Origin of the sequence: Pseudomonas karstica, from assembly GCF_009707515.1 — a bacterium.
GTDB classification, from domain to species: Bacteria; Pseudomonadota; Gammaproteobacteria; order Pseudomonadales; family Pseudomonadaceae; genus Aquipseudomonas; species Aquipseudomonas karstica.
The window spans coordinates 1-13,011 of the sequence record NZ_WLYI01000046.1 but is presented as its reverse complement, the minus strand read 5'-3'; the positions used below and the strand labels follow the sequence as shown (position 1 = coordinate 13,011).

Sequence of the window (13,011 nt, the reverse complement as noted above, 5' to 3'; positions counted from 1 at the left end):
GTCAGTCCTCGGTTTTCGGCGTGGTAGGGTCGGTGTCATGCAGGTGGCGCGACAGGTAGACGCCCTGGGCGACCAGGAACAGCACGGTCATGCCCAGGCTGCCGAAGACCTTGAAGTCGACCCAGTAGTTCTGGAAAGTAAAGGCCACGAACAGGTTGGCCGCGCCGCAGAACAGGAAAAAGGCGATCCAGGCGATGTTCAGGCGTGTCCACACCGGCTCAGGCAGTGTCAGTGCGTGGCCCATGATCCGCTTGATCAGCAGGCGATCACCGATGAAGTGGCTGCCGATAAAGGCCAGGGCGAACAGCCAGTTGACCACTGGGGCTTTCCACTTAAGGAAGGTTTCGCTGTGGAAGGCCAGGGTCAGGCTGCCGAAGACCAGGCAGGCGATCAGGGTCAGCCATTGGCTTTTTTCCAGCTTGCGCTGGGAGAAGAAGAGAGCACCGTAGACGACGAGGGAACTGATGATCAGCACGGCGGTGGCGCTGTAGATGCCACCGACCGTCAGCTCATGGCCGGCGATATCGATGACCCGAGGGTCGAGCTTGTAGACGATGAAAAACAGTAACAGCGGGATGAAGTCGATGAATTGTTTCACAGTAAGAGCCAGAAGCTGGATGTGGCGGCATAATAACAAACATCCTTGGTAGCGAAAGCGCCAGCTGACTTGAGGTTACACACTCCCGTGAATGTTGATCTGCACTGCCACAGTACGGCCTCCGACGGCGCCCTGGCGCCCGCGGTACTGGTTGCGCGGGCGTTTGAAAAAGGCGTGCAAGTCCTGGCGTTGACCGACCACGACACCCTCGAAGGCCTGGATGAGGCCCGTGTTGCGGCAAATGCCCTGGGGATGCGCCTGGTCAACGGCGTTGAATTGTCCTGCACCTGGGGTGGGGCAACCATTCATGTATTGGGCTATGGTTTTGACGTAAAGGCGCCGCCGCTGGTGGAAGCCATCGCCAAATTGCACGATGGCCGCTGGCTGCGGTCCGAAGAAATAAGCCGCAAGCTGGCCCTCAAGGGCATGCCCAACGGGCTGGATGGCGCCCGCGCCATCCAGCAGGCGCTTGGAGACAGCGGTAACGCGCCGGCCCGTCCGCATTTTGCCGACTGGATGGTGCGTGAAGGCTTTGTAAAGGATCGCGCCGAGGCGTTCCGCAAATGGTTGGGCGCCGGCAAACTGGGGGACGTCAAGCAACACTGGCCAACTCTGGAAGACACCGTCGCCACCCTGCGAGCCGCTGGCGCCTGGGTCAGCCTGGCGCATCCCTGGCACTACGATTTCACCCGCAGCAAGCGCCGCAAACTGATTGGCGACTATATTCAAGCGGGTGGTCATGCGATTGAAGTGGTCAACGGCTATCAACCCGCCGAACAGGTGGGCAGCCTGGCGATCCTTGCTCGCGAGTTCGGGCTGCTGGTGAGTGCCGGCAGTGACTTTCATGGCCCTGGCGGCTGGTCGGAGATTGGCGAATACCGCCCGCTCCCGGAAGATTTGCCGCCCCTTTGGTGTCGGTTCAAGCATGACCCCATTATTGCCACCGTCTGAACAGGTAGAGAACGTGAGTCAATTTTTCCAGATTCATCCGGAAAATCCGCAGGCGCGCCTGATCAAGCAGGCGGTGGAAATCATCCGCGCCGGTGGCGTGGTGATCTACCCCACGGACTCATCCTATGCCATTGGTTGCCAGATCGGCGACAAGGGTGCGGTTGAGCGGGTAAGACGTCTACGTGACCTGGATAAAAACCACAACTTCGCGCTGATTTGCAGTGACTTGTCGCAACTGGGGCTGTTCGCCAAGGTCGACACCGGCACCTTCCGCCTGCTCAAGGCCCATACACCTGGGCCTTACACGTTTATTCTCAATGCCACCCGAGAAGTGCCGCGCCTGTTGCTGCACCCGAAAAAGCGCACCATTGGCCTGCGGGTCCCGGAACATCCCATCGCCCTGGCGTTGCTGGCAGAGCTGGGTGAGCCGCTGATGAGCGTGTCGCTGATCCTGCCTGGCGAAACCGAGCCTCTGTATGACCCCTATGAAATGCGCCGGTTGCTGGAAAAACACGTCGACCTGATCATCGACGGCGGCTACGGCGGCAACAAGGCCTCCACCGTGATCAACCTGGCCGATGACGAGCCGCAAGTGGTTCGTGTGGGCTGTGGCGACCCGGCCCCGTTTATGGTCGAGGCCTGAATGTCGGTCGTGGAAACCGTCGACAGCCAGGCCGGCGCCCAGCAGGAGTTGCCATTTGCCATGGTCTACGGCCAGGCGGTCATGGAAATGCCCCTGGACCTGTACATCCCGCCGGACGCCCTGGAAGTTTTCCTCGACGCCTTCGAAGGCCCGTTGGACTTGCTGCTGTACCTGATCCGCAAGCAGAACATCAACATCCTCGACATCCCGGTGGCGGAAATTACCCGCCAATACATGGGGTATGTCGAGCTGATGCAGTCGGTGCGCCTGGAACTGGCCGCCGAGTACCTGGTGATGGCCGCCATGCTGGCGGAGATCAAGTCGCGCATGCTGTTGCCGCGTTCGGAGACTGTCGAGGCGGAAGAAGATGACCCCCGGGCCGAACTGATTCGTCGCTTGCAGGAATATGAGCGCTTCAAGGCTGCTGCCGAAGGTATCGACGGCTTGAAGCGGGTCGGCCGTGATGTGCTGGTGCCCAAGCTCGACGCTCCCGAGGCCCGGGCGCGCAAGCTGTTGCCGGACGTGAGCCTGGAAGAATTGCTGATGTCCATGGCCGAGGTGCTGCGCCGTGGTGACATGTTTGAAAGCCATCAGGTCAGCCGTGAAGCCTTGTCCACCCGCGAGCGCATGAGTGATGTGCTGGAACGCCTCAAAGGCGGCGGCTTTGTGCCGTTTGTCGAGCTATTTACGGCAGAGGAAGGCCGCCTGGGAGTGGTGGTGACGTTTATGGCGGTCCTTGAGTTGGTCAAGGAGTCCTTGGTCGAGTTGGTGCAGAATGAGCCTTTTGCGGCTATCCACGTGCGGGCGCGAGCCGAATAAAGAGCTGAATCAATGAATCTGACTGAACCTCGCGAACTGGCCCCGCTGCTGGAGGCCTTTCTCCTGGCCTCGGGCAAGCCACAATCCCTGGAGCGCCTGTTCGAACTGTTTGAAGAGGCAGAGCGCCCAGAACCGCCGGTATTCAAGAAGGCGCTGGAGATTCTGCGCAAGTCCTGTGAGGGGCGCGCCTTTGAATTGAAGGAGGTGGCGTCCGGTTACCGCCTGCAAATCCGCGAGAAATTTTCGCCGTGGGTCGGGCGCTTGTGGGAAGAGCGTCCACAACGCTATTCACGGGCGATGCTGGAAACCATGGCGCTGATCGCCTATCGCCAACCCATCACCCGCGGTGAGATTGAAGATGTGCGCGGCGTGGCGGTCAACAGCCATATCGTCAAGACGCTGTTGGAGCGCGAGTGGATCCGCATTGTCGGCTACCGCGATGTGCCTGGCAAACCGGCGATGTTTGCCACCACCAAGACGTTTCTCGATCACTTCAACCTGAAAAACCTCGACGATCTGCCGCCCTTGGCCGAATTGCGGGAGATCGAAGTCGAGCCGGTGTTGGACTTCGAAGACGCACCAGTGCCGCCGGGCTTACAGGAATTGGCCGATGCCAGTGCCGAGACGGAAGAACCCAAGGATGAAACCAGTTTCCATACGTTGTTGCTGGAATTGGACGATATGGAACAGGGGATCAAGACCGACTTCGACGATTTGTTGCGGGATGGGACGAGCGAGCCTGCTCCAGAAATGACGGTGGATGTTGAAATCGAGACAGAGGTGGAAGCTGAAGCCGAAGAAGATATCCTCGGCGTGGCAGAGGCCCGGGAAAAACTCTTGGCCGCCGTCGCCGCCCTTGAACAGCCTGAACTGAGCGACGAAGAAGCCGAAGCCCAAGCTCTGGCTGAAGCCATTGAAAACGAGCGTCGTCACGTCGAAACGTGACGCGCCCTGCCTGTCGGCGCGATCAGGCGGCCACTAATGTCCCGGCCCGCCGAGGCTCGGCCGGCTGCACCACTTCACCGAACAACGCCTTTTGCACGGCTTGTTGCGCCTGGAACGCCAGGGCCGCACGTTCTTGCCCGGCGCAAGCAATCGGCTTGAGCAGATGAATCTCCACATCACCCTGATCATTGCCAAACAAGCGCATCAGGTGCGACAACAAGTCGTCATCGCCAATAAACGGTGCCAGTGGATCAATTTGCCCCTCCCGCAGGTAACGAATCGCCACCGGCTGCAACGACACTTCTGCATCAATCGCACTGGCCAACAACCGACCGTGGAAGGTACGCAAGCCGCGGCCGTCAGTGGTGGTGCCTTCCGGGAACATCAGCAGCGGGTGCTTGTGCTCCAGGTGACGTGTCATTTGCTTGCGGATCAACTGGCTGTCGCCCGCCCCCCGGCGAATAAACAGGCTACCGGCCTTGGCCGCCAACCAGCCGGCCACCGGCCACGTACGCACTTCAGCCTTGGACAGGAATGACATGGGTGCAACCATGCCCAGCAACGGGATATCGGTCCAGGACACGTGGTTGCTGACCCACAACATCGACTGCTGCGGCAGTTCCCCATGAACAGTCACACGAAAGGGCAGGGCATGGGTCAGTCGCGTCATGAAAAATCGCGACCAGCGCTGGCGCCTGACCATGGAATTGGCGATCCCAAAGCGTTCGAACAGGCTAAATACACCCGCCATGCTCAAACCCAGGGTGACCACCAACAGTACGCGGGCGATCCGCCCGTAGACCCGAAGGCGGCTCATCACATGGCAGCCTTGAAGTGACGAGCGTAGCGCGGGCATAGCTCATCGCGTTTGAGCAGGATGAACACGTCGGCCACCTGAAAACTTTCATCCCAGCACGGTTCGCCGCAAATCTTCGCTCCCAGGCGCATATAAGCCTTGAGCAAGGGTGGCATTTCGGCGATGACGTTGGAGGGCAGGTCCAGGCTCGGCAGTGGCTTTTTCGGCTCGGCCCGCAGGTGTTCGTTACACAGGTAGCGCTCGCGCAAACGTTGCATGATGGCGTGGGCCTGGATGCCGCCGTCGTGCATCGGGATGCTCGCGCAGCCCATCAGGTAGCTGTAGCCGCCCTGGTTGAGGACTTCCGCCAGTTCGCCCCACAGCACGGCGATGGTGCCGCCGTTGCGATAGGCCGGGTCGACGCAGGTGCGCCCGATTTCCAGGATCGGCCCCTTCAAGTGACCCAGGCCATGCAGGCTGAATTCTTCTTCACTGTAGAACCGGCCCAGGGTGTTGGCGGCCTGATGGTCCAGCAAACGGGTGGTGGCCACCAGCCGACCGCTGTTCAAGTCCCGCACGCCGATATGGCTGCAGTGAACATCATAGTCATCCATGTCCAGGCCCAGTTCCGCGCCTTTCAGCTTGGCGTTGAACTCGCCGCTGAATACGTTGAAACGCAAGGCCTGGGCTTCCTGCAAAGCCTGGGCGCCGATCAGGCGTTCGGCTTGCAGGCGGCGTTCATTGCCGGTGTCGCTGATGCGGGCGATCTGAGTCATAGCGAGTCTCCAGGTGCCGGCCAGGGTTGCGGCCAGTCGACTTGTTTGTGCAAAGTCAGGCTATGTACCCCCGGTGTCATCTCCATGAAGTTACGATGACGCTTAGATGACAGGCCTTTGAGGGCGTCCCATGCCGTGGCACGCCTTGCTTGATCGCACTGGCTGCCCATGCCGGGAGGGCCAGGCGCCTGGAGAAAATCCTGAGCCCTGGGTTCACTTGGACTGTCGCCAAACCGTCATTTTTCTCGACTAGGCTCGCGGGCATGAATGCCCCTGAGTTTCTGCCCATGGTCAAAGGCCTGTTTTGCGTCGCCTTGCTGCTGTTCACCCTCGCCAGTCGCGCCGAAAGCTGGCCCACGAAAGAGTGGCCCCAGGGGCCGCAACTCAGTGGCCCGGCTGTCCTGGCCCTGGAAAACTATGCCTTCCCTGCGCGTGATGACGTCACGCGTCAAGGCATCCGTACCGATGCTTTGTTGGTGATTCGTGACGGCCAAGTGATCTACGAGCGTTATGCCGCGCCGACCACCGCCACCACCGCGCACTTGACCTGGTCTATCAGCAAAAGCGTGATGGCCACGGTATTGGGCGTGGCTTTCGGCGAGTCCCGCTTCACGTTGAAAGACCCGGTCGCCCGTTTTTACCCGCCGATGAAACAACACCCCAGCGTGACCATGGCCGATCTGCTGCACTGGGCTTCGGGCCTGGACTGGCAGGAAAGTTACGAGTTCGCCCCGCTGAAATCCTCGGTGGTGGCGATGCTCTACACCCGTGGGCGTGGTGATATGGCGGACTTCGTTGCCGACACCGGCACTTTCAGCGCTCCAGGGCAGGCTTTTCGCTACTCCAGCGGCGACAGCAACCTGTTGTCTGCAGCCCTCAAAGGCATGCTCGGCCACAAGGCCTATGTCGATTACCCGTGGACCGCGTTATTCGAGCCGCTTGGCATTCGTAACGCCACCTGGGAAGCCGATGCCAGCGAGACTTTTGTCGCCTCGTCCTACGTATATTTAACCGCTCGGGACCTGGCGCGGATTGGCCTGCTGATGGCACGGGGTGGACGTTGGGGCGAACGGCAATTGGTGCCCAAGGACTGGGTCGACTTCAACCTCCAACCTTTCGACCAATACACGCCAGGCGAGGACGAAGCAGTCCCTGGCGGTCACTGGTGGCTCAACCGTGAAGTCCAGGGAGCCGCCAGGCCCTGGCCGGACGCCCCGGCCGACACCTTCGCCGCCCGTGGTCACTGGGGCCAGGCGCTGTACGTCATGCCCGGGGAAAAGTTGGTGGTCGTACGCTACGGTGATGACCGCGATGATAGCTATCGTCACAACGAGTTGCTCAAGCGCGTGCTGGCCGCCGTGCCACAACAGGTGCAGCCATGATCCGTCGCCGCCCGTTCTTGAGCCTGTTGATCCTGTTGTTGCTCGCGCTGCTGGGCTGGACCTGGCACGAACGGGTCAACCTGCAAGCCTTCCCCGGTATCATCGCTGCCTTCACCGCCAAGGAATATTGTTCCTGCCGCTATGTAGCAGGCAATCGCGCCGAGTATTGCCAGGGTTATGTGAAGCAATACGTGCCCACCAGCGCCTTTACCGACGACCCGCAAAAGCGCCGGGTAACGGCCAGCGGATTGGGCCGTACCCACAGCGCGCAATGGCTGGGTGAGCGCCAGGGTTGCCGCCTGCTGCCCTGAGGTTCCACAGGGTGGAACCCCCTTTGATTGTCCTCGTATGCCCATCGCGGCGCTTTATCATTGACGATCTTCGCGAGCAATAACTGGGCGTCCCCCTCGCTCCTACAGGGGGTCTTTGCTACTGTTCGCTCAGGTTTTTCGCCCAACGAGTCTTTATGTTCAACGTGTCCTTGTTCAAACCCTTCGCCTTCTTCCTCCTGGCTTGCGCAGCCCTGCCTGCCCATGCCGACTGGTACCTGGACAACGAGTCCTCGCGCCTGTCGTTTGTCACCACCAAAAATACCGACATCGCCGAAGTACATCGTTTCCTGGTACTGCACGGCAAGGTCGACAGTAAAGGCGCGGCGCAGTTGGAGGTTGAGCTGGAGTCGATCAACAGCGGCATCCCCTTGCGGGACGAGCGCATGCGCCATGATCTTTTCGAGATCAAGACCTCTCCCGATGCACTGATCCGCGCGCAGATCAATCTACAACCGATCAATGAGCTGGCATCCGGCGCGCAGTTGGAGTTGCGCCTGCCATTGTCGGTCACGCTGCACGGCAAGACCCGGACGTATAACGCCGAACTGCTGGCTACTCGCCTGGACGACCGGCGTTTCCAGGTGGTGACTTTGGAGCCATTGGTGCTGCACGCCGCAGACTTCGGCTTGCTGCCGGGCGTGACCGCATTGCGCAAGGCTGCCGGTTTGTCTCGGATCAGCCTGTCGGTGCCGGTGGGTGCGGTGCTGATTTTCACGGCGCGCTGACATGAGCGGCGCGGTGTTCCCCTGGCGCAGCGCCAACCGTTTCGAGTTGCTGATCGACGGCCCGGCTTTTTTTCCGCAGATGCTGGTGGGCATTGCCCGGGCCGAGTATCAGGTGGAGTTGGAGCTGTACCTGGTGGAAGCGGGCGCTTGTGCCGAGGCCATGGTCCAGGCCCTGGTGCAGGCTGCCGAACGTGGCGTGCGGGTGCGTTGCCTGTTCGATGATTACGGCAGCCTGGCGTTTACTCTGGGTTTGCGTCGGCGGTTGATCGAGGCCGGTGTCGAACTGCGCTTCTACAATCGCTTGAGCTGGCGCCGTTGGGTACGCAATTTCTATCGGGACCACCGCAAACTGCTGTTGATCGACCAGAGCGTCGCTGTGGTCGGTGGTACCGGGGTGACCGATGAGTTCTGGACGCCAGGGCAAGACACCTGTGATTGGCATGAGGTGATGGTGCAGGTCAGCGGCCCCCTGGTGCTGGACTGGCAAGCTTTGTTCGACCGTCAATGGCTGGCCAACGAAGCCCGCACCGCCTGGAAACCGGCGACTTACTTTGGCTTGCCGCGCTTGCCCAAGGTTCCGGCCACCGGGCCGGGCCTGGGCCGTGTGGCCTATGCCGACGCCCGCCAGCATCGGGATATTCTGCAATCGTTGATTCGTGCCTTGAACAGCGGCCAGCGGCGTATCTGGCTGGCGACGCCGTACTTCCTGCCCACCTGGAGCGTTCGGCGTTCGTTGCGCCGGGCGGCGGGGCGGGGTGTAGACGTGCGCCTGCTACTGACCGGGCCGCGCACCGATCATCCATCGGTACGCTACGCCGGGCACCGTTACTATCCGCGCCTGCTCCGGGCCGGGGTGAAAATTTTCGAATACCAACCCTGCTTCCTGCACCTGAAAATGGTCTTGGTGGACGACTGGGTCAGCATTGGCTCGTGCAACTTCGATCACTGGAACCTGCGGTTCAACCTGGAGGCCAATCTGGAAGCGCTGGATCCGGAGTTGACGCTGGCGGTGGCGGGCAGTTTCACCCGAGACTTTGCCCAGAGCCAGGCCGTGAGTCTGGAGACATGGAAGTCGCGGCCATTGTGGCGGCGGGTCAAGCAGCGGGTGTGGGGCTGGATCGATCGGTTGGTGGTCAATTTGCTGGATCGACGGGGTTAACGCAGTCACTGTAGGAGCGAGCTTGCTCGCGAAGGTCGTTAACGATGACGCGCTCATTCTGAATAAACGCGTTGTCCTCAGGTTCTTCGCGAGCAAGCTCGCTCCTACAGATGAGCGGGTTACTTAGAGCAATTCGAAACTCTGCTGCTGCACATCCTGGGAATCCAGCCCGATCTGTACATTGAACTCACCCGGTTCCGCCGCGAACTTGAGCTGGGTGTTGTAGAACTTCAAGTCATCCTCGGAAACAGTGAAGTGCACCACACGCTCTTCCCCGGCCTTGAGCATGATCTTCTGGAAGTTCTTCAACTCCTTGACCGGGCGGATCATCGAACCGGCCACGTCCTGGATGTACAGTTGCACTACGGTTTCGCCATCCACCTTGCTGGTGTTTTTCACCACTACGCTGGCGTCGAGTTTGCCGGACTTGTTCAGGGTGGTGGATGACAGGGCCATGTCTGTCAGGCTGAAGGAGCTGTAGCTCAAGCCATAACCGAACGGGAACAGCGGCCCGGTGGTGTCATCGAAATACTGCGAGGTGTAGTTGCCCGGCTTGCCCGGTGTGAACGGTCGGCCAATGCTCAAATGGTTGTAGTAGGTAGGAATCTGGCCTACCGAGCGCGGGAAAGTGATCGGCAGTTTGCCCGAGGGGTTGTAGTCACCGAACAGCACGTCGGCAATTGCATTGCCGCCTTCGGTACCGGCGAACCAGGTTTCCAGGATCGCGTCAGCCTGTTGGTTCTCGTCCAGGAGCGACAGCGGGCGCCCATTCATCAACACCAGCACCAGCGGTTTGCCGGTGGCTTTCAAGGCCTTGATCAGGTCACGCTGGCTTTGTGGAATGTTCAGGTCGGTGCGGCTGGACGATTCATGGGACATGCCACGGGATTCGCCCACAGCAGCTACCACCACGTCGGCGTCTTGGGCAGCCTTGACCGCTTCGTCGATCAGCACTTGGGCCGAACGCGGGTCGTCCACCACTTCCGGGGTGTCGAAGTTGAGGAAGTTGAGGTAATCCACTACCTTCTTGTCCGCCGTGATGTTGGCGCCGCGGGCGTAGATCACTTTGCCTTTTTCGCCGATGACGGCGTTCATGCCATCCAACAAGGTGACCGATTGCTCGGGTTTGCCGGCGGCAGCCCAACTGCCCATCATGTCGATCGGTGCCTTGGCCAGCGGGCCTACCAGGGCGATAGTCGCGGATTTTTCCAGCGGCAGGGTGTCGTTCTGGTTTTTCAGCAGCACCAGGCTGCGGCGTGCAATATCGCGAGCCTCGTTGCGGTGCAGGCGGCTTTCGGCGTAGGTGTCGGCCGGGTCATCCTCGGCCTTGCCGATACGCAGGTATGGGTCGGCAAACAGGCCCATGTCGTACTTGGCGCCGAGCACCTCGCGCACGGCGTTGTCGATGTCGCTCTGTTCAATCTCGCCGGATTTGAGCAGGCCGGGCAACTCCTTGCCGTACAGCGAGTCGTTCATGCTCATGTCGATGCCGGCCTTGATCGCCAGCTTGGCCGCTTCGCGACCGTCCTTGGCCACGCCGTGCTTGATCAGTTCGACAATGGCGCCGTGATCGCTCACCGTCAGCCCCTTGAAGCCCCACTCCTTGCGCAGCAGGTCGTTCATCAGCCAGGTATTGGCGGTGGCCGGCACGCCGTTGATCGAGTTCAACGCAACCATCACGCCACCGGCGCCGGCCTTGATCGCCGCATGGTAGGGCGGCAGGTAGTCCTGGTACATCTTGACCGGGCTCATGTCGACCACGTTGTAGTCGCGCCCACCCTCCACAGCGCCATACAGGGCGAAGTGCTTGACGCTGGCCATGATGCTGTCGGCCTTGGCGGCGCTGCTGCCCTGAAAGGCCTTGACCATCACCTCGCCAATGCGCGACACCAGGTAGGTGTCCTCGCCAAAGCCTTCGGAGGTACGGCCCCAGCGTGGGTCGCGGGAGATGTCGACCATCGGTGCGAAGGTGATGTCGAGGCTGTCGGCAGCGGCTTCCCGGGCGGCGATGCGCCCGGAACGGCCGATGGCGTCCATGTCCCAGCTGGAGGCCAGCGCCAGGCTGATGGGGAAAATCGTCCGATGGCCATGGATCACGTCATAGGCGAAGAACATCGGGATTTTCAACCGGCTGCGCATGGCCGCATCCTGCATCGGGCGGTTTTCCGGGCGGGTGATCGAGTTGAAGGTGCCACCAATACGCCCGGCGGCGATTTCCTTGCGAATCAACTCCCGAGGCATTTCCGGGCCGATGCTGATCAGGCGCAACTGGCCGATCTTCTCGTCGAGCGTCATCTGCTTGAGCAGGTCGCTGACGAAGGCGTCCTTGTCCTTGAGCGTGGCAGGCTTTATTTCGGCCCATACGGAGTGGCTGGCCAAAGTGGCAACAAGACCCAGCAAACACAGCTTCTTCATGAATTTCCTTTCTCGCAGCCTTAGAAGTCGGCGCCAAGCACCACGCGAGCGTCTATTGTTGTTCGGGTATTGTTCAGAGAAATGCAGCACACTTCTGAACTCTTATTCGCGCAGGGCATCTTCTAGCTGATCGGCTCGATGCAATCCAGTGAGTGGGGGCGGATTATGCCCCAGGCGCGAGATCTATAGGGCCACCAAATTCCATAGGGTTGAACAGGGAGAAACATATGTCGGTCATTCAAGGTTACCGCTGGGGCTTCAAGGCCGCGGCATTGCTGTTGCTCGGCACGCTGCTCAGCGGTTGCGGCATTAACAAGATCCCCACCCTGGACGAGCAAGCAAAGGCGGCTTGGGCTCAGGTGCAGAACCAGTATCAACGGCGCGCCGACCTGATCCCCAACCTGGTGGAAGTGGTCAAGGGCTATGCCGCCCATGAGCAGGACACCCTGACTGCGGTGATCGAGGCGCGGGCCAAGGCGACGTCGATCCAGGTGGACGCCAGCACCCTGGACAACCCGGAAAAACTCAAGCAGTTCCAGCAAGCCCAGGATGGCTTGAGCGGAGCCCTCAGCCGTTTGATGGTGGTCTCAGAACGCTATCCGGACCTGAAGGCCAACCAGAACTTCCTGGCCCTGCAATCGCAACTTGAGGGCACGGAAAACCGCATCAGCGTGGCCCGTCGTGACTTTATTGCCGCCGTGCAGGCCTACAATACCGAGATTCGTACCTTCCCTGGCCGCCTGTGGCACAGCGTGATGTACAGCGATTTGCCGATCCGCGCCAACTTCGAAGCCACCAGCGCCGATGCTGATAAAGCGCCGCAAGTGAAGTTCTGATAACGCTTCAATGAGGTGTCGATGCGTTTATTAAGGATAGGCTTGGCGCTGTGGCTCCTGGTATGTGCGACCAGCGTCCAGGCGGCGCTGACGTTTCCCGCGTTGACTGGGCGGGTGGTGGACACCGCCCAGATGATCGACCCTGCCGTGCGCGAACAACTGACCCAGCAATTGCAGGCACTGGAGCAGACCAGCGGCGATCAGATCGTGGTGGTCACCGTGCCCGACCTGCAAGGCGTGCCCATCGAAGACTACGGTTATCAATTGGGCCGCCAGTGGGGCATCGGCCAGAAGGGCAAGGACAATGGCGCGCTGTTGATCGTCGCGCGCGATGAGCAAAAGTTGCGCATAGAGGTTGGCTACGGCCTGGAAGGCGTGCTGACCGACGCGCAGTCCTGGGTGATCATCAATCAGGTGATCGTGCCGGCATTCAAGGCCGGTAACTACAGCAAGGGCATCAGTGACGGCGTCGCGGCCATGGTGCAGGTAGTGGGGGGTGAGCCGCTGGCTGTACCAGCCAATGTGGCGGATCCCGATTTTGCCAAGGAAAATCCGGTGTTTTCCATCGGCTTGTTCATCCTCTTGCTGATCATACTGTGGCTGTGCAACCGCATGGGGCTGCCGGTGGGCGCCA

At 60.5% G+C, this 13,011-nt stretch carries 14 protein-coding genes; 10 read left to right on the top strand and 4 right to left on the bottom strand.

Annotated elements, in window-relative coordinates:
• Position 1: 1 nt before the first annotated feature.
• Positions 2-598, bottom strand: a complete 597-nt coding sequence (locus GIR22_RS23940) for a septation protein A (protein ID WP_178122445.1) — start codon at positions 596-598, stop codon at positions 2-4.
• Between the two features lie 87 nt (positions 599-685).
• Here GIR22_RS23940 and GIR22_RS23935 point away from each other — a divergent pair, with 87 nt between their 5' ends.
• From GIR22_RS23935 to scpB, 4 genes are all read left to right on the top strand, one after another.
• On the top strand, positions 686-1,549 hold the full coding sequence (locus tag GIR22_RS23935) for a PHP domain-containing protein (RefSeq protein ID WP_178122444.1): 864 nt from the start codon (positions 686-688) through the stop codon (positions 1,547-1,549).
• A 13-nt stretch (positions 1,550-1,562) separates the two neighbouring features.
• Complete coding sequence (locus GIR22_RS23930) at positions 1,563-2,192, top strand: L-threonylcarbamoyladenylate synthase (protein WP_178122443.1); 630 nt, start codon at positions 1,563-1,565, stop codon at positions 2,190-2,192.
• A gap of 120 nt (positions 2,193-2,312) precedes the next feature.
• The gene (locus GIR22_RS23925; protein ID WP_178122447.1) at positions 2,313-3,011 is read left to right on the top strand and encodes a segregation and condensation protein A; all 699 of its coding nucleotides are present in this window, start codon (positions 2,313-2,315) and stop codon (positions 3,009-3,011) included.
• A gap of 12 nt (positions 3,012-3,023) precedes the next feature.
• Entirely contained in the window at positions 3,024-3,956 is a 933-nt protein-coding gene (scpB, locus tag GIR22_RS23920) for an SMC-Scp complex subunit ScpB (RefSeq protein ID WP_154745744.1), read from the top strand.
• A gap of 22 nt (positions 3,957-3,978) precedes the next feature.
• Here scpB and GIR22_RS23915 read toward each other — a convergent pair whose 3' ends face one another.
• The gene (locus GIR22_RS23915) at positions 3,979-4,773 is read right to left on the bottom strand and encodes a lysophospholipid acyltransferase family protein (RefSeq protein WP_154745743.1); all 795 of its coding nucleotides are present in this window, start codon (positions 4,771-4,773) and stop codon (positions 3,979-3,981) included.
• Positions 4,773-5,528 (bottom strand): L-ornithine N(alpha)-acyltransferase, encoded by a 756-nt coding sequence (gene olsB / locus GIR22_RS23910; RefSeq protein WP_154745742.1) that lies wholly within the window; start codon positions 5,526-5,528, stop codon positions 4,773-4,775. The genes GIR22_RS23915 and olsB overlap by 1 nt, the downstream gene beginning before the upstream one ends.
• A 287-nt stretch (positions 5,529-5,815) precedes the next feature.
• Between olsB and GIR22_RS23905 the strand changes: the two genes are divergently transcribed.
• From GIR22_RS23905 to GIR22_RS23890, 4 genes are all read left to right on the top strand, one after another.
• The gene (locus GIR22_RS23905) at positions 5,816-6,910 is read left to right on the top strand and encodes a serine hydrolase domain-containing protein (protein WP_154745767.1); all 1,095 of its coding nucleotides are present in this window, start codon (positions 5,816-5,818) and stop codon (positions 6,908-6,910) included.
• Positions 6,907-7,221, top strand: coding sequence for an amidase (locus tag GIR22_RS23900; protein WP_154745741.1), 315 nt, complete (start codon positions 6,907-6,909; stop codon positions 7,219-7,221). Before GIR22_RS23905 ends, GIR22_RS23900 begins: the two co-directional genes overlap by 4 nt.
• 155 nt (positions 7,222-7,376) lie before the next feature.
• Positions 7,377-7,967 carry a YceI family protein gene (locus tag GIR22_RS23895; RefSeq protein ID WP_154745740.1) on the top strand — a complete coding sequence of 197 codons (591 nt, stop codon included), beginning with the start codon at positions 7,377-7,379 and terminating at the stop codon, positions 7,965-7,967.
• Between the two features lies 1 nt (position 7,968).
• Positions 7,969-9,126 (top strand): phospholipase D-like domain-containing protein, encoded by a 1,158-nt coding sequence (locus GIR22_RS23890; RefSeq protein WP_154745739.1) that lies wholly within the window; start codon positions 7,969-7,971, stop codon positions 9,124-9,126.
• A gap of 123 nt (positions 9,127-9,249) precedes the next feature.
• Here the strand turns inward: GIR22_RS23890 and bglX are convergent, their stop codons facing one another.
• Positions 9,250-11,541 carry a beta-glucosidase BglX gene (bglX, locus tag GIR22_RS23885; protein WP_154745738.1) on the bottom strand — a complete coding sequence of 764 codons (2,292 nt, stop codon included), beginning with the start codon at positions 11,539-11,541 and terminating at the stop codon, positions 9,250-9,252.
• A 227-nt stretch (positions 11,542-11,768) separates the two neighbouring features.
• On the opposite strand from bglX, the gene GIR22_RS23880 reads away from it, so the two are divergent.
• A complete protein-coding gene (locus GIR22_RS23880) occupies positions 11,769-12,377 on the top strand; it encodes a LemA family protein (RefSeq protein ID WP_154745737.1) in 609 nt (202 codons plus the stop codon).
• A gap of 21 nt (positions 12,378-12,398) precedes the next feature.
• Positions 12,399-13,011, top strand: a 613-nt coding sequence (locus GIR22_RS23875) for a TPM domain-containing protein (protein ID WP_154745736.1), incomplete at its 3' end; no start/stop codon positions are given.